Below are 19,884 nucleotides of genomic sequence, written 5' to 3'. Positions count from 1 at the left end.
AGCGTGAGAGCGATGCCAAAAGCTTTGATCGTATGGGGAGGATGGCTCGGACACGAGCCGGAGCAGGTATCGGCGATTTTCCGGCAGGTGCTGGAGGGAGAAGGCTTCGAGGTCGAGGTGTCCGACACGCTGGAGGCGTTTCGCGACGGAGAGAAGCTGAAATCGCTCGAGCTGATCATTCCCGTCTGGACGATGGGGCAGATCGACAAGGAGCTGGCCAACAACGTATCGGAGGCGGTGCAGAGCGGCGTCGGCCTGGCCGGCTGCCACGGCGGCATGTGCGACGCGTTCCGCGACAATGTGCAGTGGCAGTTCATGACCGGCGGCAATTGGGTCTCCCATCCCGGCGGCGACGGCGTCGAGTATGTCGTCAATATCAAGAACAACTCGAGTCCGCTCATGGAAGGCATCGACGATTTCACGGTAAAAAGCGAGCAGTATTACCTGCACGTCGATCCGGCGGTGGAGGTGCTGGCGACGACGCGCTTCCCGACCGTCCCCGGTCCGCACTCGCTGAACAGGGCCGTCGATATGCCGGTCGTCTGGACGAAGCGCTGGGGCGTCGGCCGCGTCTTCTACAATTCGCTTGGCCACCAGGCGAATATTATCGAGATGCCGGTTGTCAAAGAAATCATGCGCCGCGGCTTCCTGTGGGCGGCGGAAGGCAAGGCGAAGGCGGCCGAGGCGAACAAGTCGCTGCTTGGAAGCGACAACAAGCCTGCGGGCGCGGGCAATTTCTATTGATGCGGCAGCCCCGGCGATCGATGCCGCGGGCATACGTTGGAGGGAAAAGCGATGAATCAAGTCAAAGTGGGCATTATCGGTTGCGGAAAAATCAGCGGCATTTATTTCAAAAATTGCCGATCCTTCCCTATGGTGGAGGTGGCGGCCTGCGCCGATCTCGACCTGGAGCGGGCGCGCGCGGCGGCGGAGGAGCACGGCGTGCCGAAGGCGTGCAGCGTTCAGGAACTGCTGGATGATCCCGGCATCGATATCGTTATCAATCTGACCATTCCGGCGGCTCATGCCGAAGTCTGCCTGCAGGCGATCCATGCCGGCAAGCACGTATATGTGGAAAAGCCGCTGGCGGTGACCCGCGAGGAAGGGCGGAGCATTCTGGATGCGGCCAAGGCGAAGGGCGTGCTCGTCGGCAGCGCGCCGGACACGTTCCTTGGCGGCGGCATTCAGACGTGCGTCAAGCTGATCGAGGACGGCTGGATCGGCACGCCGGTGGCGGCAACCGCCTTCATGCTCGGCCGCGGCCACGAGCACTGGCACCCCGACCCGGAGTTTTACTACGCCAAGGGCGGCGGGCCGATGTTCGACATGGGGCCGTATTACTTGACGGCGCTCGTTGCCATGCTCGGTCCGATTCGCCGGATCGCCGGGGCGACGAAGGTGTCGTACCCGGAACGCACGATCACGAGCGAGAAAAAATTCGGCAAGGTCATCCCGGTGGAGACGCCGACCCATGTCGCCGGCGTGATGGATTTTCACAGCGGCGTCATCGGCACGATGATCACTTCTTTCGACGTCTTCGGCGGGCATCAGCTGCCGCGGATCGAGGTATACGGCAGCCTCGGCACGCTATCCGTTCCGGACCCGAACACGTTCGGCGGTCCTGTGCTGCTGAAGCGGCATGACGCGCAGGAATGGAAGGAGATTCCGCTGTCCCACGGCTACGCCGAGAACGGCCGCGGCCTGGGCGTGCTCGATATGGCCTATGCGATCCGAAACGGCCGCCCTCATCGGGCGAGCGGAGAGCTTGCTTATCATGTGCTTGAGGCGATGCACGGCTTCCATGATTCTTCGGACGAAGGCAGGCACTATATCATGCAATCGTCGTGCGAACGCCCGGCACCGATGCCGCAGCAGCTGGTTCGGGGCGTTCTGGATTAACGGGGCATCATCTTATTTTGGGTCATGACATGGTCAAAAAGCCGCAGGTCGTCCGCCCGCAAGCAGGGCTGACGGTTCTGCGGCTTTTTGTTGCCCGCGGTCGCGATGCCAGGCGAAAAAAGCATGCTGCGATCCGGCCGCAACGTTTTTTAATGAGGAAGATGCTCCTTCAGCTTGTGAACCATCTGATTTTGCAGGTCCGCTTCGCTGTGCTGCCATATGATCTCGAACAGCACGCCGAGGCCGGGAAGCAGCCTTTCTTCGCCTCCGACCGAATCCGCGATAACGCCGTACAGTTCTTCGTCGTTTTTATCCTGCACACGCTGAATAATCGCCTGCCGTAAGTTCAGGTTCATGGACAATTCCTCGCTTTACTTGGGAGTGGGCGTCTATGACGAACGAAGCTTTCCGCATCGGTCGTCACCTTCGGGTGCTAGTCGTGTTACGGTACGTTCTCCGTTCGTTCCTTACGGTAATATGCGCAATTTTCGGCCGCTTCATCCTAACGATTTTGGTCTGGGCGCGCCAATTCTGGTATAATCGGTACATGTGCGTAAGGAAAGCGGATTTTAATACCGGAAGGGGGACGGGCGGATGAAAAAGCAATTTGCGGTCATCGGCATGGGGCGTTTCGGCTCCAGCGTGGCCAAGACGCTGTACAATCTCGGCTTCGAGGTGCTGGCGATCGACAGCGACGAGCACCGGATTCAAGAGGTTTCGAATATGGTCACGCATGTCGTGCAGGCCGATTCGACGGACGAGGAGGCGCTGCGCACGCTGGGGCTTCGCAATTTCGACGTCGTCATCGTCGCTATCGGCCAAGATATTCAATCCAGCATCTTGACCACGATCATCGTCAAGGAGATCGGCGTGCCCAAGGTGGTCGTCAAGGCGCAGAACGAACTGCATGGCAAGGTGCTCAAAAAGGTCGGCGCCGATAAAGTGATTTATCCTGAGCGGGATATGGGCCAACGGGTCGCTCATCATCTTATCTCCTCCAATATCATCGATTATATCGAGCTGTCCGAGGACTACAGCATCGCGGAGATCGAGGCTTCCCGCCAGATGGTCGGCCTGAACCTGCGGCAGCTGGACATCCGCGCCAAATATGGCTGCAACGTGATGGCGATTAAAACCGGAGACAAGATGAATATATCTCCTTATGCGGACGATGTTATTCAAGAGCATGACGTGCTGGTCGTGGTCGGGCGCAACAAGGATTTGCAAAATTTCGAAATGACGTTTTCGGAGCATGAGCGATGACATGGAATAAGCAAGCGGGCGGCCGAGGGCCGCAGACGTCTCCTGCAGCGATTCACTCTGCGCAAAATCCGCGGGTGAAGGAATGGGCGCAGCTGCTGGAGCGCAAAGGACGGGACAAACAAGGGAAATTTCTGCTGGAAGGGATTCATCTGGTCGAGGAAGCGCTCGCCTCCGGATATATTCCGGAGACGGTCATTTACGCGGCGGACAGGGCCGGGCTGTTGCCGGCCAGGCTGCTCACGTTGGCGCAAGAGCGCGGCGTGGAATGCGTGGCGGTATCGGAGCAGGTGCTGGCCAAGTGCAGCGACACCGAGACGCCGCAGCCGATTGCCGCGGTCATGCCGAAGCTGGCCCGGACGCCAGGCGACCTGCTGGAGGCGAGCCTGTCCGCCGGGCTGGTCGCCGTGATCGACGGGATTCAGGACCCGGGGAACCTCGGCACGATCATCCGCAGCGCCGATGCGGTCGGCGCGACGGGCGTGCTGATCGGCCGCGGCACGGTCGATTTGTACAACCCCAAGACAGTGCGCGCGACGATGGGCTCGCTCTTCCATCTGCCCATCGCCCAGGGCGATTTGGGCGAGTGGTTGCCGCGGGCGGCGCAGGCCGGCATCTCCGTCGTCTCGACGCGGCTGGAGCAGGCCGTGAGCTGTTATGAATACGACTTCCGCCAGCCGACCTGGTTCGTTATCGGCAACGAAGGGCAGGGCGTGTCCCCGGCCGTTCAGGCGCTGGCGACGGGGCATTTGACGATCCCGATGCAGGGCCGTTCCGAGTCGCTCAACGCCGCCATGGCAGCGACAGTCGTGCTGTTCGAGGCGATGCGGCAGCGGATGACTACCCCTGGTCAATCGGAATAGGGGAGCTAGTGGCTGCGACGTTTGGCGAGAAACAATGGTTAGCGGCAAGTTCAATGAGTGGCTCGTAAGAAAATTCATCGGTGAAATCCATAGGAGCAAAGAGCGGGACCGGGAACAAGAGGGACGAACTCTCGGGGCTTTCGCCTTGGGCGCATCGCTGGCAACCTGACTGCGGCTCTGGCGGGCGATGGGGGAGGGAACGCTGCATGCACAGGCAGGTTCGCGTTCGCGCTTCTCGCAGTATTCGACGTTTTGGCGGGAGTTATTGTCCACGGCAGGGGATGGACCGCATGCTCGGGGTCCACCCTCTGCTAAACCGCCCATAAGGGAATGCCTGGCGGAGCGGACGTGAAGAGGAGGGGCCGATCACTTCGGAGCAGCCCAGGACGCCTCCGTCAACTCGTGCACAATGAGCTCCAGCGATTTCTCTTTAATCAGCGGGTAATCGCTGATAGTCCAGTGCGGCACGCTGTAGACCCGTCCTTGCTTCACGGCGTTCAAATTTCTCCAGACAGAGGTAGCCGCATATGTCTCATAATCGGCCTGCGCCGCCGCATCTTCGTCGGAGTTCCCTACCTCCAGAAAGAGATAGTCCGGATTGTAATTAGGGAGCGATTCCAAGGAAATTTGTTCCGCTCGTTCGATGCTTTCAATCCCGGGCGCCGGCGTAAGTCCCAGACCGGAAAACAGCACTTCGGCAAATCCGTGATTCGGCCCGTATACCCGGATGACTTTCGGCTGAATGCGCAAATACATGAACGTTTCCCCCGGTTTCACATGCTCGGCGATGCGCTTGCGGGCTTCGGTCAACTGTTGATCGTATTGCTCCAGCCATTTCCGGGCTTCCTCTTGCTTGTTCAAAACGTCTCCCATTTTCAAGAAGCCCTCTCGCCAATCGTCGGGCGTTTCGAGGATCGCGGTCGGAGCGATTTTGCTCAGTTCATCGTAAACTTTAGCATCCCGGGACAGGATCAGATCGGGCTCCGCTTCCGCCACAGCCTCCAGATTGGGAGTGTCGCCGAGCGGGATGACTCCAGTCAGCGCATCGCGATCCAAATACGGAAGCTCCAGAGAGCCCATATAGGTAGCGGAAGCATACGGCTTGATGCCGAGCGCCAGCAGCTGGTCGGCCAGCCTGTAGTCCAGGGTGGCGATTTTTTGCGGTTCGCCGGTAACGGTTGTTTGGCCGGCATCGTGTTGAACGATTCTTTGCGCGGGCTGTTCGCTCGCCGCTGTTTGGCTCGCGGCAGGCTTGTCCGCTTCCACCGGCACGGGCGCTTTCCCTGCTTCGGATGACGCGCAGCTGGCAGAGAGGACGGCGAGCAGCACGAGGAGCAAAATCGTCATCATTCGCCGGAGACGATGAGAAACAGCTTGGTACGATGTCATGGATACGCCTCCACTTGATGTGTAATTAAGATAGCACTCATTAATGATAATGATTCTCATTGTCGTAGTCAAGAGCATCATCCGCGCCCGATTGTTTAAGTCCTTCGGCAAATTTTTTTGGCACCGCAGATGACGGCCGATGACGAAGGAATCGCTGGTCATAGGCGTCTATCTTGAAAATAGCGCTTGGTGCGCCGCGGCTCATTTTCATCATCTGATGGTGCCGTGCTAGCGGCTTGGGCGTCTATTATGGAAAAAAAGAACAAGCAATCTAATTTTATGGTATAATAAATAGTTATCGGAGCATTTCGCATAAAAAGAAAAGAACCGGCCCGCTTTCTCCAAAGTAAATGGTCCTTCTCAGCCATCTGGTGCCGGTCCGCCTTGAAGGGCGACTATCGATGTGGGCGCTGTGGCCCGGAACTGTGCCTAGCAGGTCCGGGTTTTTTAGTCTTTTCAGAGGGAAGCTCCTCTTATACGTTCATAGAATCGGCTGCGCACCTTTTTTGGGGTTCGAGAAATTCATGGCAAACTGTTATAGAGAGCAAGACGCTATTTTCTCCATAGCAACTTTTTACGGCATCCCGAAGGATCGCCTGCTGAGCTTGACTCGCGGGAAGCCCGTTGTCCACAGCCATACGCCGGTCGAGCGCATTTACTACGATGCGGTAAGGATGAATTGCGACCTCGGGAGCAATACGTATTTTCTCGAGGAGGGGAGAGGTCTCGCCCTGGTGAACTTAAGCCAAATGAGCTATGTGGTGTACAAGCAGCATGCAAGAAAGCTCGAGATGCGGACCATTGCGCGTTTTAGAAATTGGCAGACCGGATATCGATTCATGACAACGACCGATGCCGGTCCCCATCCTCTTGTACGAAGGATACGAAAAATGTTGCATTTTTTGCAGGATTCGTCGCTTTATGTGCCCGGTTGAGCCTGGGGAGGGGACCGCTAGCGCGGAATCCGTGTCGGGCAAGCTGCAGCCGAACGTCAATGCCAAAGCTTTGGCCCAGACGCTGGTCGTCTCGTTCATCGGCTTTACCAAATAATGATGAAATCGCGCCTGGAACGGGCTTTTGTCGATAATGCGGCGCTAGTCATACTGACGCAGGAGGTAGAGACATGTTTTTGCGCAGTCTTGAAATTAGGAGAAAGCAGGCGGATCCCGGCAAGTATCCGTTCAACATTCCGGCGATCGCGCAGCTGACCACCCTGGAGTTCAAGACGAACGTTACGTTTTTCGTTGGCGAGAACGGCTCGGGAAAATCGACGATTTTGGAGGCGATCGCCTATCAATGCGGGTTTAACACGGCGGGCGGCAGCCGGAACAACCAGTACGAAGTGAATGCCTCCCAGGCGGTATTGGGCGATCATATTCGGCTGTCGTGGCTGCCCAAAATTACGAACGGCTTCTTTCTGAGAGCGGAGACGTTCTACCAGTTCGCCTCACACCTGGATACGATGCCGGAAAGCCTTCGCTATTACGGAGGACGATCGTTGCATAAACAATCGCACGGCGAAGCGTTCCTGTCGCTGTTCAAGCACCGTTTTGGCAAAAAGGCGATCTACCTGCTGGACGAGCCGGAGGCGGCCCTTTCGCCAGCCAGGCAGTTGGCGCTGCTGCGCGTCATCAAGGATTTGGAACGGGAAGCCCAGTTCATCATTGCGACGCATTCGCCGATTTTGCTCGGCTACCCGCAGGCGCAAATATTGAACTTCGACGACCAGCCGGTGTCGGAGATCGCCTACGAGCAGACGATGCATTATATTATAACGCGGCGTTTTCTCGAAAACCGGGACAAGGTGTTGGAAGAGGTATTTAGCGACGAAGAGGAACAGGAAGGCTGCCGGTGAATCGCAAATACAGCTCTAGCTTGCAGCCGTCCAATCATAGCTCCAAAAAGGCCAAATAAGGCGGCCGCCCTCGTCCGCGACCTTCAACGTGCTAGGCGGCGCGGAGGATGCGCCCGCCACCCTCAGCGATTGCCGCCGCCGCTGCCTGGCTATGCGAAGGGGGGCCGGATGAACGCGGACAGCATCGTCTTCGCGATGGCTAATCCGGAGCCTGAGATTGCGCCAGGGGACGGGCTGTTTTATGCTAGGGTATATACGACAGGTCGCAGCGATTACCTGAACCAGATCAACAACGGGCTCGCTTTTCCCGGCATTTTCCGGGGCGCGCCCGACTGCCGGGCGAAGCGGATCAACGAGCCGATGAAGCTGGCCGCCCAAGCGGGCGAATCGCTTCGGTGATCGCAGAGAACGAGCTGAAAGAGCATTACATTATATCCAGCCTGTTGAGCGACCAGGTCGTCAAAAAAGTGCGCCACGCGATCATTGAAACGGCGATTTTGCCCGGCGAGGCCGGCAAAATTCCGGCTGATCTTCGCTAAGGAGCCGGTTCGGACGCCGTTTACGTTCGACGCGGACGCCGGGAGGAGGAGTTCACAACGTGAAAACCCGTACAGAAAAAGACTTTTTAGGCTCAATGGAGGTGCCGGCCGATGCCTATTACGGCATCCAGACGCTGCGGGCGGCGCAAAATTTTCCGATAACCGGGTATCGTATACATGAGCGGCTGATTGTCGCCCTGGCTCTCGTCAAGAAGGCGGCGGCGATGGCCAATATGGAGATCCGGCTCATTCCCCCGGGCTTGGGCAACGCCATCGTGCAGGCGGCGGAAGAAGTCGCAGGCGGCCAGTGGCACGATCAGTTTATCGTCGATCCGATTCAAGGCGGGGCGGGCACCTCGATCAATATGAACGCCAACGAAGTGATCGCCAATCGGGCAATCGAGCTGTTGGGCGGGACGAAAGGGGATTATTTCAAGGTCAGTCCCAATTCCCATGTGAACAAATCCCAGTCGACGAACGACGCTTTTCCCACCGCGGTACATATCGCCGCCCTTTCGCTGATCGAAGAGCTGCTGCATACGATGGAGGAGCTGCATCAGTCGTTCGCGGCCAAGGCGAAGCAGTTCGAGGCGATTATCAAGATGGGGCGCACCCATCTGCAGGACGCTATACCGATCCGTCTCGGCCAGGAGTTCGGCGCGTATGCGGCGGTGCTGTCGCGGGATATCCGCCGGATCTCGCGCTCGCGGGAGCTGCTGTACGAGGTGAATCTCGGCGCTACCGCCGTAGGCACCGGGCTGAACGCGGACCCGCGATATATGAAAAGGGTGAACGAGCTGATCGCCGAATTGAGCGGTTTTCCGCTTCGCCTGGCGGCCGATCTGGTCGACGCGACGCAAAATACGGATGCCTACACCGAGGTATCCGCGGCGCTGAAAATATGCATGATCAACATGTCCAAGATCGCGAACGATTTGCGCCTGCTCTCATCCGGACCGCGGACGGGGCTTGGCGAACTCAAGCTGCCGTCCAGGCAGCCGGGTTCGTCGATCATGCCGGGCAAAGTCAATCCCGTCATGTGCGAGGTCGTGAACCAGGTCGCGTTCCAGGTCATCGGCAACGATCACACGATTGCTCTGGCCTCCGAAGCCGGGCAGCTGGAGCTGAACGTCATGGAGCCGGTGCTCGTGTTCAATCTGCTGCAGTCGATAAGCATGATGAACCGGGCGTTCCAGGTGTTCAAAATATACGCGCTCGACGGGATCGAGGCTGACGCTGCGAGATGCCGGGAATATGTCGATAACAGCGTAGGCATCATCACCGCGCTCAATCCTCATCTCGGCTACGAGACGGCGGCCCGCATCGCCCGCGAAGCGATCGAAACCGGCCGGTCCGTCCGCGAGCTCTGCCTGGAGTATCAGGTGCTGACGGAAGAGGAGCTTGACGTCATCCTCGATCCGTTCGAAATGACGCGCCCGGGCATCGCTGGCGCCCATTTGTTAACCCAGTCATAACAAAATGCATTTTCTCTTAATGGAGTTGACGTCGGCATGAAACGGATCTTATTGATCAATACGGGGGGCACGATCTCCTCCTCGCCGTCGGGCAGCGGCCTCGTCCCGGCGCTCAGCTCCGCCAATCTGCTTGAGCAAATTCCGGAAGTGAAGCGGCTGTGCGACGCCCAAGCGATGTCGCTGATGTCTGTCGACAGCACGAATATGCAGCCCGAGCATTGGGCGGTGCTTGCCCAGGCCGTGCGCGCAGGGCTGAAGCAGTACGACGGCATCGTCGTTGCCCACGGGACGGACACGATGGCGTATACGGCCGCGGCGCTCAGCTTCATGCTGGGAAGCCTGGACAAGCCGGTCGTGCTGACCGGCTCGCAGCAGCCGATCGGCAGCGCCGGCGGCGACTCGCGCCGAAATCTTCTCGACGCCTTCGCTGCGGCGTGCGGGGATATTGCCGGCGTGCTCGTGGCGTTTCACGGGAAGGTGATGAAGGGCTGCCGCGTGACCAAAGTCAGGTCGAAGAGCTTCGACGCCTTCGAAAGCGTCAACTACCCCGATCTCGGATACATTCGGGATGGGCGGCTGGAGCGCAATCCCGCCGCCCCCGCTCCCGGCGGCATGAAGCCGCTGCCATACAGCGACCGGCTCGCTCCCGAGGTGTTCCTGCTCAAGCTGGTGCCCGGCATCAAGCCGGATATTTTGGAGGCGATCCGGCAGCTCGGATACAAGGGGGTCGTCATCGAGGGCTTTGGCCTCGGCGGCGTCCCTAACCGCGAGCAAGGGCTCGTAACCGCAATCGAGCGGTTGATCGGGGCCGGTATCTGCGTGGCGGTGACGACCCAGTGCCTGTACGAAGGCTCGGACCTTACCGTCTACGAGGTCGGCCGCAGCGCGCTGGCCGCCGGCGCGATTCCCGGCTACGACATGACGACGGAGGCGCTGGTGGCTAAGCTGATGTGGGCTATCGGGCAGTCCTCCGAGATCGGCACCGTCAAGGGCATTATGGGGACGAATGTGGCGGATGAAATGACGATACCGGATTAACCGGAGCTGCTGTGCGAGTAGCGGCCCTGGCCCTTGCGTTTCGCGCGGCTGGGGCCGTTGCCATCGGCCTGCTGTTGCTTCGGGGTTGCGCCAGCCTGCCGGCAAACCGCAATCCGATTGTGTGCTGCTATCTTTCCGCACCGTTCGCGGCCGCCGCCGGAAAGCTCGGCAACGGAACGCGTTTTCTGCTATAATAAGGTCTAATCGTAAGATTTATGGCGAAAGGCGGAACAGTGATGGAAAAGACGATCCAGGAGCAATGCGACGAAACGTGCGGCGGCACGGCTCATATCGATGACGTCAAGGATCAGTTGATTTCCGACGATATCGCGGTCCGGGTGGCCGATGTGTTCAAAGCGCTCGGCGATCCGACCAGGCTGAAGATCATTCATTCGCTGCTTCAAAAAGAGCTGTGCGTGCATGATTTGACGGTCGTGCTGGACATGGGGCAATCCGCGGTCTCCCACCAGCTCAGGTACTTGCGCAATTTGCGGATCGTCAAGCGGCGGAAGGTGGGAAAGACCGTATTTTATTCGCTCGACGACGATCATATCGAGCAGATCTATGTGCAAATGCTTCAGCACGTCAAGCATCATTGAACACGGTGATGGTGGGGGCTCGCCATGCTATAGGCCGAAAGCCTAGCTAAGGACGCCTCAAGCAGCATGCTTTAGCTCCTGGCTGGAGCCCCATCGTTTTCCTGGCCTCATATTCTCCTTCTCTAGTTATTCCGCCCGTTGCGGTGAACGAAACCTGCCTCTTGCGCCTCTCTCTTCCTTTTCAGCCCCCAAAATGATTCCATTGCCCGCACCCGCTTCGCATCGCCAATGTCCTGTCGAAAAGCCCGCTCCGTACCTTTTGGCCCGACAATACACATAATAAGAAAGATCAAGCCGATAGCGGCAAAAGACCGATTGACAATAAACAGCGGGAGGCATATGATAAAATCAATAAATGAATAATTAATCATATGATAATTTTTACGAAAAGGGGGTTGGGCCAGCATGAAGCCGAAATCTTCCTCCCGCAGCGACGGAGCGGAAACGGGGCCGCTTCCGCCGCATGGCGATGGCGAGTGCGGCTGCGGCCACGAGCATGCGCATGGGCCCCAGCATGAGGCGGCTAAGCCGCATACGCCGCATGGCGATGGCGAGTGCGACTGCGGCCACGAGCATGCGCATGGGCCCCAGCATGAGGCAGCTAAGCCGCATGCGCCGCATGGCGATGGCGAGTGCGACTGCGGCCACGAGCATGCGCATGGGCCCCAGCATGAGGCAGCTAAGCCGCATGCGCCGCATGACGATGGCGAGTGCGGCTGCGGCCACGATCATGGCGAGGCTGAGCGCGAGATAGCGGCAGGCAGTCATTCATTCGCGTCAGGCCGGGCCGACGGAGCTGCGGCGTTCAAGTCGGTCTTTCGCATCGACGGCATGGATTGCGCGGACTGCGCGATGAAGCTGCAAAAGCGAATCGGCGCGCTGCCGGCCGTACAGCAAGCGGTCGTCAATTACGGCGCCGCCAAAATGACGGTGCTGCACAGCGGAATTGCGGACAGCGCCATTATTCAGGCGGTCCGGCAGGCGGGCTATACGGCCGTACCGGAGAAGGGTGCGGCGGCTGCCTCTTCCGAAGAAGCCCGCTTTTGGCGCAAAAACCGCAAAGCGCTGTCGACACTCGTCTCCGGCGCGCTGTTTGCGATAGGCTGGCTGCTCTCCTTCGCGCAGCTGATTCCGCAGCCGATGGCGGACGCGCTGTACGCTGCGGCAATGATTGCGGGCGGGTACCGCATTGCCTGGACGGGATTGCACGGACTCAAGTCCCGAACGATCGGCATGGATTTTTTGATGACGGTGGCTGCTGTCGGAGCAGCTTTGATCGGGGAATGGGAGGAAGGCGCGGCGGTCGTCTTCCTGTTCTCGCTCGGGGAGACGCTGGAGGCGCTCACGATGGATCGCACCCGGAGATCGATTCGCGGCTTGATGGAGTTGTCCCCCAAGGAAGCGACTGTCCGGCGCGATAACCGCGAGCTGACGCTGAGCGTCGACCGCATCGAGATCGGCGACATGATGCTGATCAAGCCAGGCTCCAAGATCGCCATGGACGGCATCGTTACAAGCGGCACATCGGCGGTCAACCAGGCGCCGATTACCGGAGAGTCCGTTCCCGTTGAGAAGCAGCCTGGGGACGAGGTGTTCGCCGGCACCGTGAACGGGCATGGAGCTCTGGAGGTGCAGGTCACGCGCCGCTCCGAGGATAATACGCTGTCCAGAATTATTCACCTCGTTGAAGAAGCGCAGGCGCAGAAAGCGCCGTCCCAGCGGTTCGTCGATGTGTTCGCCCAATATTACACCCCTGCCGTGCTTGTCGTCGCCGTCGGCATCGCCGTGATTCCCGTGCTTTTTCTGGGGCAGCCGTTCGACGTCTGGTTTTACCGGGCGTTAATGATGCTGGTCGTGTCATGTCCGTGCGCCCTGGTCATCTCGACGCCGGTCGCGATCGTTGCGGCGATCGGCAATGCAGCCAAAAACGGCGTGCTGATCAAAGGCGGCGCATACCTGGAACGGCTCGGAGCCGTATCTGTCGTCGCCTTCGACAAGACGGGCACGTTAACCCGCGGCGTCCCCGAGCTGACCGAACTGCGATCCTTCGGATCGCGGACGGAGGAAGAGGTGCTGGCCGTCGCCGCGGCGATCGAGAAGCGCTCGGAGCATCCCATCGCGCAGGCGATCGTCCGCAGGGCGGAGGAACGGGCCGTGCCACTTCCTGCCGTCTCGGAATTCACCTCGGTTGCGGGCCGAGGGGCCAAGGCAGTCGTACACGGTACGGAGCTTTATATCGGCAGTCCCAAGTGGTTCCTCGAACAGCTGGGTACGCCGATGAGCGATGCCCTGGAGACGATTCGGCGGCTGGAGCGGGAAGGGCGAACGGTCGTCGTGCTAGGCACCGCGGCGGAGCTGTACGCTGTCTTCGCCGTGTCGGACGAAGTTCGCGCCGAAAGCGCGGAGCTGCTGCGGCAGCTTAGCCGGGCCGGCATCGCCCGCACGGTCATGCTGACCGGCGATAACCGCGGCACGGCCGCAGCGGTAGCGGCCAAGCTCGGCGGCATCGAGCACCGGGCAGAGCTGCTGCCTCAGCATAAGGTCGCCGCCGTCAAGGAGCTGATGGCAAGCCACGGCCAGGTGGTGATGGTAGGCGACGGCGTCAACGACGCCCCGGCGCTCGCTACTGCCACGGTCGGCATCGCCATGGGGGCGGCCGGCACGGATACGGCGCTGGAAACGGCGGATGTCGCCCTGATGGCCGATGATCTGGGCAAATTGCCGTATGCGATCCGGCTCAGCCGCAAGGCGCTGCGGATTATTAAGCAAAATATCGCCTTTTCCTTGCTGGTCAAAGCGGTCTTTCTGCTGCTGATTTTCGCCGGTTATTCAACCTTGTGGATGGCTGTGCTGGCCGATACGGGCAGTTCGCTGCTTGTTATCGCCAACGGCATGAGGTTGCTCAAGGAAAGGGCGTCGGCCGATTCCGATCGTTCAACGAGTGCCATCGGCGGATGATCGTAGCCAAGGCGACGACCGATGACGAAGGCACGTTTGACATAAGCCATAGGCGTCTAAGTTAGGCCTACCTTCGTGCGCAACCTTCTTAAAAATTACAAGGAGCAATACGGCAAATCCCTGGGACATTCGCTCCCAGGGATTTATCATTGATGTATGCTCGCACCGGCCGACAGGCCTGTCAGTCGAACTGCAGACAAAGATAGCTCAAGCTTCCGTATTGGTAGCTGCGGTGGATGGCACGACCGTTCAGTTCGTCGCCTCCCGCTCCCATGGCGATGAACATCGGGACGAAATGCTCCGCCCGCGGGACAGCCTGCCGCGCATGGGGCGCCAAACGTTCATAAGCGAACAGAGACTTAAGGTCCCGCTCCTTGATGCGGTCAAGAAGCCAGTCGTCGAATTCGACGGCCCAGCGTTCGGGGGCGGCGGCTCCCCCATTCAGCATGCGCAGATTGTGAACCGTCACGCCGCTGCCGATCACCAGTATATTGTTTGCGCCCAGCCCGCGCAGCGCCGCGCCGATCCGGTACTGATCCTGTGGCGGAAGAAACGGATTGACCGAAATTTGCACGACGGGGATGTCAGCCGCCGGATACAGCCGGTGCAATAACGTCCACGAGCCATGGTCGAGGCCGCGGGTATGATCGAGGCGGACGGGGATGCCGTGCTGCTCGAAACGGCTTTTCAGAAAGGCAGCGATCCGGGTCGAGCCTGTGGCAGGGTATTGCACGGCATATAATTCATCCGGGAATCCGCCGAAGTCGTAGATCGTCTCGTATATTTTATCGGTCGAAGAGATCGTCAACGTTTCGCTTTCCCAGTGGGCGGTGAATACGACGATGGCGTCCGGTTTCAGACTTGTCCCCAACTGTGCGAGGAATGCCGTATATTCCGTGTCCTCGATCGCCAGCATCGGGGAACCGTGCGCCAAAAATAAAGCGGGCATCATAAGCTGACGCCTCCTTGTTATTTAGTTACTTACTGTTAGTAAGTATAAGATCGGCGCTCATAAATGTCAAGAGACCCGCTTCTGCGCGAAGCCGTCGCCAGCCAAGCTGGCGCACCCGCCGACAAAATTCCATGCCTCAGGTGACAGCCAATGACCAAGGAATCGCTCGGCACAGGCGTCTGTTAGCGCGCAATCTTCATCTAATCTTCATGCAGCGAATGACGTGAAGGTGCTAATCTATAAGTATAGAAAATTTTTGTCAGCGGGCCCGGTTATTCGCCGTCTTCGTCTCAAGAACGTCCGGACTCTCCTGTCGATGGGCGGTCGTGAGCCGCCCCGCCGCCCGGCAGCATAGTGCGGATCACAACGGCCGATACCGCTATGCAGACAAGCACCGCGACGGCGCTGTACTGGAAGACGCTGCGCATGCCGAAGCTTTCGGTGGCGACGCCGCCGGCGAAGCTTCCGATGACCCGGGCGGCGCCGAGGCTGAGCAGGCCGTTGAGCGTCTGGCCGCTCGCTTTCAGCTCGCTCGGCACCTCGTTGTTGATGAAGGTGGCCATCGTCACCGCCAGCACGATGAACGCCAGGCCGTGCAGCGCCTGGGCCGGCAGCAGCCAGTACGGATTGTCGATCACGGAGAACAAGTACCAGCGCAGCGCCATCGCCGCAGCCGCCCCGAGCAAAATATACGGCACCTTGACTTTGCTTAATATCCACCCCGACAGCAGCAAAAACGGGATTTCGCTGAGCGAGGAGATAACCATCGACCAGCCGAGCAGCACGTTGTCGCCGCCCATTTCCTTGAAATAAATCGGGAAAAAGGAGTAATAATAGCCGAGCGTTACCTGCAGCACGAAATTGATGGCCAGAAACAGGACGAGCCGGCGGTTTTTGAACAGCACCCAGACCTGCATCTTTCGTCCCGACGATTGGTGGCCTTCCACAGCGGGAAAGCGCAAGGTGAACAGCACCGCCGCCGCCATAATCAGCGAGTAGACGACGAACAGCGAGCCGATGCTGTCCCTGGCGATCAGCCCGAAGCCGATGGACATCGCGGCGAAGCCGATCGTCCCGCCCATGCGGATCAGGCCGAACGTTCCCGCCTTCCGCTTGTCCCGGTCGAGCGTCTCGAGTGTAATCGCGTCGCTGACGGCGAAGATGGACGTCTGGAAAAAAGTGAAGATGCAAATCATGACGAGCAGATAGACGAATCGGTCGGATATCGGATACAGCAGCATGCATATTCCGCTGCCGACGATCATCAGCTGCAAAATCCGGTTTTTTGACCTGGCCCGGTCGCTCAGCGCGCCCCAAACCGGCTGGGCCAATATGGCGACGAGCGGCCCGAGGCTGAGCAGCGTCCCGATTTGCGACGGGGTGAAGCCGATGTCGGTGAAATAAACGGGAATAAACGTGCCGTAAACCGCATTACCCATATAAATAACGATATAAAACCATAAGAAATAGGCCAGATTGGCAGGCATGAGATATTCGCTTCTTTCGCGGCGTTTTCTTTATTGTGGTACAGAAGCGGCAATTTGACAAGACAAAACCGGCGCGTTGACCAAAGCGGAGCGTCGAGGCTACCATAGGAATCATTCCTTGAACCGACCAAAATACATGCAGAAAGAAGGAATCCGGGTGGAGACTGGAATCGACAACGAGAACCGCAACGCAGAGAAGCTGCTGAAGGTATTAGTGTTTACGCTCATTTTTTCGGTAATGAACGCCTCGATGTTTAATGTCGTGCTGCCTGTCATTAGCGCTGAATTCGGGTTATCTCCGTCCGAAGTAAGCTGGATATTGACTTCCTATATGATTGTTTACGCGATCGGCTCCGTCACATTCGGCAAGCTGGCGGACAAATATCGCCTGAAGGATTTGCTTACGTTTGGCCTGTTGTTTTTTGCGGCGGGTTCGGTTGTCGGACTGCTGGCCACCGAATATTGGATGATCATTCTCGGCCGCGTGCTTCAGGCTTCCGGAGCTTCAGTCATCCCGGCGACGGCGATGATTATCCCGGTCCGCTATTTTGCGCCGGAGAAAAGAGGGCGGGCGCTCGGAACCTCGGCTATCGGACTAGCGCTGGGAACGGCCCTCGGTCCGATCGTGTCCGGAGTCATTACGAGCTTCTCCGATTGGCGTTTTCTGTTCTTCCTGTCGCTGCTTCCTCTCCTGACACTGCCGTTTTTCCGAAAATATTTGGACGACAAGCGGGGGGAAGACAGCGCCATCGATTACTTGGGAGGGTCGCTGCTGGCCGGAACCGTCGCCCTGCTGCTGCTGGCTATTACCCAGAGCAGCGCGCTGTTCTTTTTCATCGGGCTGGCTTTGCTGCTGCTTTTTGCCTGGCGCATCCGCACCGCCGCGGTACCGTTCGTGCAGCCGGCGCTGTTCAGTAACAAGAGCTATTCCTTCGGACTGGCGGTCGCTTTTCTGGCGACGTTCAACAGCTTCGGACTGCCGTTCGTTACGCCACAGTTTCTTGACAAGGTGAACCATCTCACGCCTGCGCTGATCGGTCTGGTCATGTTCCCGGGAGCGCTCGCCTCCGCTTTGATGGGCCGCAAGGGAGGCAAGCTGGCCGACGAGAAGGGGAATTCGTATTTGATGATTTTGGCCGCCTTGCTGCTGTTCGCCTGCTTCGTCCTGCTGTCCACGTTCGTCGGCGTGCCGCCGCTCGTGATCGTGCTGCTTCTGATCTTCGGCAACCTGGGCCAGACGTTCATGCAGATTGCGATGTCCAATACGATATCCCGCACGCTGCCCAAAGAGCAGACGGGCGTCGGGATGGGGATGTATTCCATGCTGAACTTTATATCGGGAGCGACGGCGACGAGCCTGATCGGCAAGCTGCTGGACTTCGGGGAGCCGGGCTTCCATCTGAATCCGGCCGTCCACGACCCGGCTGTGTTTACTTACAGCAACATATTCTTCGTGCTCGCGCTGCTGGCCGTTGTTGTCGCCGTTCTGTATTACATGCAGTTCGGGAGAGAAGTCCGGCATACGGGCGAATCATCGGCCTCCTGAAACGGTTCGCCCTGTCCCCCGTCAAAATTCGAAGGCCAGCTGCACGGGTTCCGGACAGTACGATGCGGGAGGCTGCTTTGGCGCTTGCGGCACGTCTGCAGCCAAGCCGTACTTGACCAGCAGGCGCCGGGCTAACCGCTGCCGCGATTCGATGTATTCATGATCGGCGTAGGCCGAGCGGTACAGCTTCGCATATGGGCCGACGAGCTGCGGAAAATAAGTGTTCAGCGTATGGAAGAACCACGGCTTGACGTCCGAAGACAGCCGCAGCACCGACGCCATGGCGAAGGCGGCCCGATGCTCTTGAGCCGCGGCCACGAGCGCTTCCAGCGACTCCTCCGAATCCGTCAAATACGGGAGGATCGGAGCGATGAAGACGCCGGCCCGGATGCCCCGCTCCGCGAGCTCCCGGACGGTGGCGAGCCGCCTGGCCGGCGGCGGGGCGGCCGGCTCCAGCTTGCGCGTAAGCCCGGCGTCCGTCGTATTGATGCTGATGTTCACCGAGGTCACGTGCATCTCCGCGAGCAGGTCCGCGTCCCGCAAAATGAGCGGGGAACGGGTCGTGATCGTGGTCGGCACCCGGTATTTGGCGAGTACCTTCAAGCATGCGCGGGTAATGCCCGCTTTTCCCTCAATCGGCTGGTACGGGTCTGTCGCCGTGCCGATCGCCACCGCGCCGATCCTCGGCCCTGCGTTCTCCGGTCTGCAGCCCATGCGCCGCGCCATCGACGCCAGCTGGGCCTCCAGCGCTTCAGCCGCATTCATTTTCAGCAAAATATGGTTCTGGAACTCATCCTCCGCCCCCATACCGATAAACGACTGAAACTGCCTCGCGTAGCAAAAGCTGCATCCGTGAGCGCAGCCCCGGTACGGATTGATCGACCAGTCGAATGGCATGCGCTCCGCTTTGACCTTGTTGAGAGTGTGCTTCGTGCGCACCGGTTCGTATGTTTTTTTCGGCATAGGACACCTCGGCAAGCTTGTGATCTTCTTGCGGAAACATACGTTCGCATTTTTATTTAAGCTTACCATACTTTTGCTAAAATACAACTGGAAGTTATTGGCGCACGAACTCCGCATTGGCGTGCAGACTCCGCGTTGGCATGCGGCCTCCGCTTTAGCGCTGCCCTCTCCGGGCACATGAAGCGACGAATCCTGCAAAAAATACAACATTTTTCGTATCCTTCGTGCTAGAGTCAGGGGAATGTTGTATTTTGTGCGATAATTTGGGCACGATTGACTTCAAACCCGGGAACAGCGCCCGAAATGTTGTACAAAGTGTAGGCCTGTTGATTTTCCAATTTTAGTCAAGGGAAAGCAACATGGTTAGCCAAATAAACGATCCATTCGATCGGTAAATTTGCTTCGTTCATCAGCCGAGCGAAATCCGCAAAAGATATTCGCGCGGAAGGATGAACGAGTTGGTTGCCTTGAACATACAAAAATTGAAGAAGCACATATACCACTAAAGCGCTGTACAATTGACCATAAACCGCGTTTGGCGTAGTGCCGAAAAGCTTGGGCACATTCAGGTGTTGCTTGATCCAACGAAAAAATACTTCCACCTGCCACCGTTGCCGATAGATTTCTGCAATACGTTCGGCCGATGGCTTGTGCAGATTGGTTGCAAGGACAACAGGACGACCTGCTGGATCCTTCAATTTCACGACCCGAAATCGATGTTGGGTCAGCGTGGCTTTGCTTCCCAATTGGCACGTCACGTCTTGCTCGATCGTGCCTTTGAATGGGCGTTTGCGTTCTCTCGGGATGGGTTGATGCAAAATCGTATTGTCCCGTAGCCGGATTACAAAGTACTGGCGCTCGTCCTGCTTCCATGTAAGCATCAAATTGTTTATGTTTGCCGTAGGCGCGATCCGCCACCAGAATGAACTGGGAATCCGTCACATCCTGACAAAAGGGCAGATCATGCTCTCTGCCTATCGACTCCGTTACTTGATGGAGTTTGCCTTCATCAGCCAGGAGAGATACATGCAGTTTCACGCCGGATCGCTCCCCTTTCATAG

18 protein-coding genes and 1 pseudogene are annotated in these 19,884 nt (G+C 58.5%); 12 read left to right on the top strand and 7 right to left on the bottom strand.

Annotation, left to right across the window (positions count from 1 at the left end; translation table 11 throughout):
- The first annotated feature begins 12 nt into the window (after window positions 1-12).
- Window positions 13-744, top strand: a complete 732-nt coding sequence (locus tag F591_RS0117580; protein WP_019535930.1) for a ThuA domain-containing protein — start codon at window positions 13-15, stop codon at window positions 742-744.
- Window positions 745-795: 51 nt separating this feature from the next.
- Complete coding sequence (locus F591_RS0117575) at window positions 796-1,899, top strand: Gfo/Idh/MocA family protein (protein ID WP_019535929.1); 1,104 nt, start codon at window positions 796-798, stop codon at window positions 1,897-1,899.
- Between the two features lie 149 nt (window positions 1,900-2,048).
- Here the strand turns inward: F591_RS0117575 and sspI are convergent, their stop codons facing one another.
- Complete coding sequence (gene sspI, locus F591_RS0117565) at window positions 2,049-2,255, bottom strand: small acid-soluble spore protein SspI (RefSeq protein ID WP_019535927.1); 207 nt, start codon at window positions 2,253-2,255, stop codon at window positions 2,049-2,051.
- 238 nt (window positions 2,256-2,493) lie between these two features.
- Here sspI and F591_RS0117555 point away from each other — a divergent pair, with 238 nt between their 5' ends.
- Together F591_RS0117555 and F591_RS0117550 are read left to right on the top strand one after the other, a co-directional pair.
- Complete coding sequence (locus F591_RS0117555; protein ID WP_019535925.1) at window positions 2,494-3,162, top strand: potassium channel family protein; 669 nt, start codon at window positions 2,494-2,496, stop codon at window positions 3,160-3,162.
- Window positions 3,159-4,022 (top strand): TrmH family RNA methyltransferase, encoded by an 864-nt coding sequence (locus F591_RS0117550; RefSeq protein WP_019535924.1) that lies wholly within the window; start codon window positions 3,159-3,161, stop codon window positions 4,020-4,022. Before F591_RS0117555 ends, F591_RS0117550 begins: the two co-directional genes overlap by 4 nt.
- Before the next feature lie 366 nt (window positions 4,023-4,388).
- Here F591_RS0117550 and F591_RS0117540 read toward each other — a convergent pair whose 3' ends face one another.
- Entirely contained in the window at window positions 4,389-5,411 is a 1,023-nt protein-coding gene (locus F591_RS0117540) for an ABC transporter substrate-binding protein (RefSeq protein ID WP_026326695.1), read from the bottom strand.
- 921 nt (window positions 5,412-6,332) lie between these two features.
- Between F591_RS0117540 and F591_RS33310 the strand changes: the two genes are divergently transcribed.
- The 6 genes and pseudogenes from F591_RS33310 to F591_RS0117500 all read left to right on the top strand — a co-directional run bounded on the left by F591_RS33310 (window position 6,333) and on the right by F591_RS0117500 (window position 10,917).
- Window positions 6,333-6,461 carry a hypothetical protein gene (locus F591_RS33310; protein ID WP_281166708.1) on the top strand — a complete coding sequence of 43 codons (129 nt, stop codon included), beginning with the start codon at window positions 6,333-6,335 and terminating at the stop codon, window positions 6,459-6,461.
- Window positions 6,462-6,534: 73 nt separating this feature from the next.
- A complete protein-coding gene (locus F591_RS0117525) occupies window positions 6,535-7,266 on the top strand; it encodes an AAA family ATPase (protein WP_019535920.1) in 732 nt (243 codons plus the stop codon).
- 165 nt (window positions 7,267-7,431) lie between these two features.
- Window positions 7,432-7,805 (top strand): annotated as a pseudogene (locus tag F591_RS32920) (malic enzyme-like NAD(P)-binding protein); the annotation flags it as partial.
- Window positions 7,806-7,864: 59 nt separating this feature from the next.
- Window positions 7,865-9,280 carry an aspartate ammonia-lyase gene (gene aspA, locus F591_RS0117510; RefSeq protein ID WP_019535919.1) on the top strand — a complete coding sequence of 472 codons (1,416 nt, stop codon included), beginning with the start codon at window positions 7,865-7,867 and terminating at the stop codon, window positions 9,278-9,280.
- Between the two features lie 36 nt (window positions 9,281-9,316).
- Window positions 9,317-10,318, top strand: coding sequence for an asparaginase (locus F591_RS0117505; protein WP_019535918.1), 1,002 nt, complete (start codon window positions 9,317-9,319; stop codon window positions 10,316-10,318).
- Window positions 10,319-10,554: 236 nt separating this feature from the next.
- Window positions 10,555-10,917 (top strand): ArsR/SmtB family transcription factor, encoded by a 363-nt coding sequence (locus F591_RS0117500; protein WP_019535916.1) that lies wholly within the window; start codon window positions 10,555-10,557, stop codon window positions 10,915-10,917.
- Window positions 10,918-11,039: 122 nt separating this feature from the next.
- On the opposite strand, the gene F591_RS0117495 is transcribed toward F591_RS0117500, so the two are convergent.
- Complete coding sequence (locus F591_RS0117495; protein WP_019535915.1) at window positions 11,040-11,324, bottom strand: hypothetical protein; 285 nt, start codon at window positions 11,322-11,324, stop codon at window positions 11,040-11,042.
- Here F591_RS0117495 and F591_RS0117490 point away from each other — a divergent pair.
- Window positions 11,323-13,875, top strand: coding sequence for a heavy metal translocating P-type ATPase (locus tag F591_RS0117490; RefSeq protein ID WP_019535914.1), 2,553 nt, complete (start codon window positions 11,323-11,325; stop codon window positions 13,873-13,875). The two genes, F591_RS0117495 and F591_RS0117490, sit on opposite strands and share 2 nt — an antisense overlap.
- Before the next feature lie 181 nt (window positions 13,876-14,056).
- Here F591_RS0117490 and F591_RS0117485 read toward each other — a convergent pair whose 3' ends face one another.
- Together F591_RS0117485 and F591_RS28365 are read right to left on the bottom strand one after the other, a co-directional pair.
- The gene (locus F591_RS0117485) at window positions 14,057-14,827 is read right to left on the bottom strand and encodes a dioxygenase family protein (RefSeq protein WP_019535913.1); all 771 of its coding nucleotides are present in this window, start codon (window positions 14,825-14,827) and stop codon (window positions 14,057-14,059) included.
- 290 nt (window positions 14,828-15,117) lie between these two features.
- Window positions 15,118-16,314: an MFS transporter gene (locus tag F591_RS28365; protein ID WP_019535912.1), complete on the bottom strand. Its 1,197-nt coding sequence runs from the start codon at window positions 16,312-16,314 to the stop codon at window positions 15,118-15,120.
- A gap of 136 nt (window positions 16,315-16,450) precedes the next feature.
- On the opposite strand from F591_RS28365, the gene F591_RS0117475 reads away from it, so the two are divergent.
- Entirely contained in the window at window positions 16,451-17,860 is a 1,410-nt protein-coding gene (locus tag F591_RS0117475; protein WP_019535911.1) for an MFS transporter, read from the top strand.
- Between the two features lie 21 nt (window positions 17,861-17,881).
- Here the strand turns inward: F591_RS0117475 and F591_RS0117470 are convergent, their stop codons facing one another.
- Both F591_RS0117470 and F591_RS28360 read right to left on the bottom strand, forming a co-directional pair.
- A complete protein-coding gene (locus tag F591_RS0117470; RefSeq protein ID WP_019535910.1) occupies window positions 17,882-18,823 on the bottom strand; it encodes an SPL family radical SAM protein in 942 nt (313 codons plus the stop codon).
- 344 nt (window positions 18,824-19,167) lie between these two features.
- A complete protein-coding gene (locus F591_RS28360; protein WP_019535909.1) occupies window positions 19,168-19,704 on the bottom strand; it encodes a transposase in 537 nt (178 codons plus the stop codon).
- Window positions 19,705-19,884 lie beyond the last annotated feature (180 nt).

Origin of the sequence: Paenibacillus ginsengihumi DSM 21568 (genome assembly GCF_000380965.1) — a bacterium.
In the GTDB taxonomy this organism is placed as follows: domain Bacteria; phylum Bacillota; class Bacilli; order Paenibacillales; family NBRC-103111; genus Paenibacillus_G; species Paenibacillus_G ginsengihumi.
This window is presented reverse-complemented; position numbering and strand designations above follow the sequence as displayed.

Bases quoted from the DNA above. Each gene is read 5' to 3' on its own strand.
- F591_RS0117580 (WP_019535930.1), top strand. From the start codon at position 13: ATGCCAAAAGCTTTGATCGTATGGGGAGGATGGCTCGGACACGAGCCG.
- F591_RS0117575 (WP_019535929.1), top strand. From the start codon at position 796: ATGAATCAAGTCAAAGTGGGCATTATCGGTTGCGGAAAAATCAGCGGC.
- sspI (WP_019535927.1), bottom strand. From the start codon at position 2,255: ATGAACCTGAACTTACGGCAGGCGATTATTCAGCGTGTGCAGGATAAA.
- F591_RS0117555 (WP_019535925.1), top strand. From the start codon at position 2,494: ATGAAAAAGCAATTTGCGGTCATCGGCATGGGGCGTTTCGGCTCCAGC.
- F591_RS0117550 (WP_019535924.1), top strand. From the start codon at position 3,159: ATGACATGGAATAAGCAAGCGGGCGGCCGAGGGCCGCAGACGTCTCCT.
- F591_RS0117540 (WP_026326695.1), bottom strand. From the start codon at position 5,411: ATGACATCGTACCAAGCTGTTTCTCATCGTCTCCGGCGAATGATGACG.
- F591_RS33310 (WP_281166708.1), top strand. From the start codon at position 6,333: ATGTGCCCGGTTGAGCCTGGGGAGGGGACCGCTAGCGCGGAATCCGTG.
- F591_RS0117525 (WP_019535920.1), top strand. From the start codon at position 6,535: ATGTTTTTGCGCAGTCTTGAAATTAGGAGAAAGCAGGCGGATCCCGGC.
- F591_RS0117505 (WP_019535918.1), top strand. From the start codon at position 9,317: ATGAAACGGATCTTATTGATCAATACGGGGGGCACGATCTCCTCCTCG.
- F591_RS0117500 (WP_019535916.1), top strand. From the start codon at position 10,555: ATGGAAAAGACGATCCAGGAGCAATGCGACGAAACGTGCGGCGGCACG.
- F591_RS0117490 (WP_019535914.1), top strand. From the start codon at position 11,323: ATGAAGCCGAAATCTTCCTCCCGCAGCGACGGAGCGGAAACGGGGCCG.
- F591_RS0117495 (WP_019535915.1), bottom strand. From the start codon at position 11,324: ATGCTGGCCCAACCCCCTTTTCGTAAAAATTATCATATGATTAATTAT.
- F591_RS0117485 (WP_019535913.1), bottom strand. From the start codon at position 14,827: ATGATGCCCGCTTTATTTTTGGCGCACGGTTCCCCGATGCTGGCGATC.
- F591_RS28365 (WP_019535912.1), bottom strand. From the start codon at position 16,314: ATGCCTGCCAATCTGGCCTATTTCTTATGGTTTTATATCGTTATTTAT.
- F591_RS0117475 (WP_019535911.1), top strand. From the start codon at position 16,451: ATGCAGAAAGAAGGAATCCGGGTGGAGACTGGAATCGACAACGAGAAC.
- F591_RS0117470 (WP_019535910.1), bottom strand. From the start codon at position 18,823: ATGCCGAAAAAAACATACGAACCGGTGCGCACGAAGCACACTCTCAAC.
- F591_RS28360 (WP_019535909.1), bottom strand. From the start codon at position 19,704: ATGCTTACATGGAAGCAGGACGAGCGCCAGTACTTTGTAATCCGGCTA.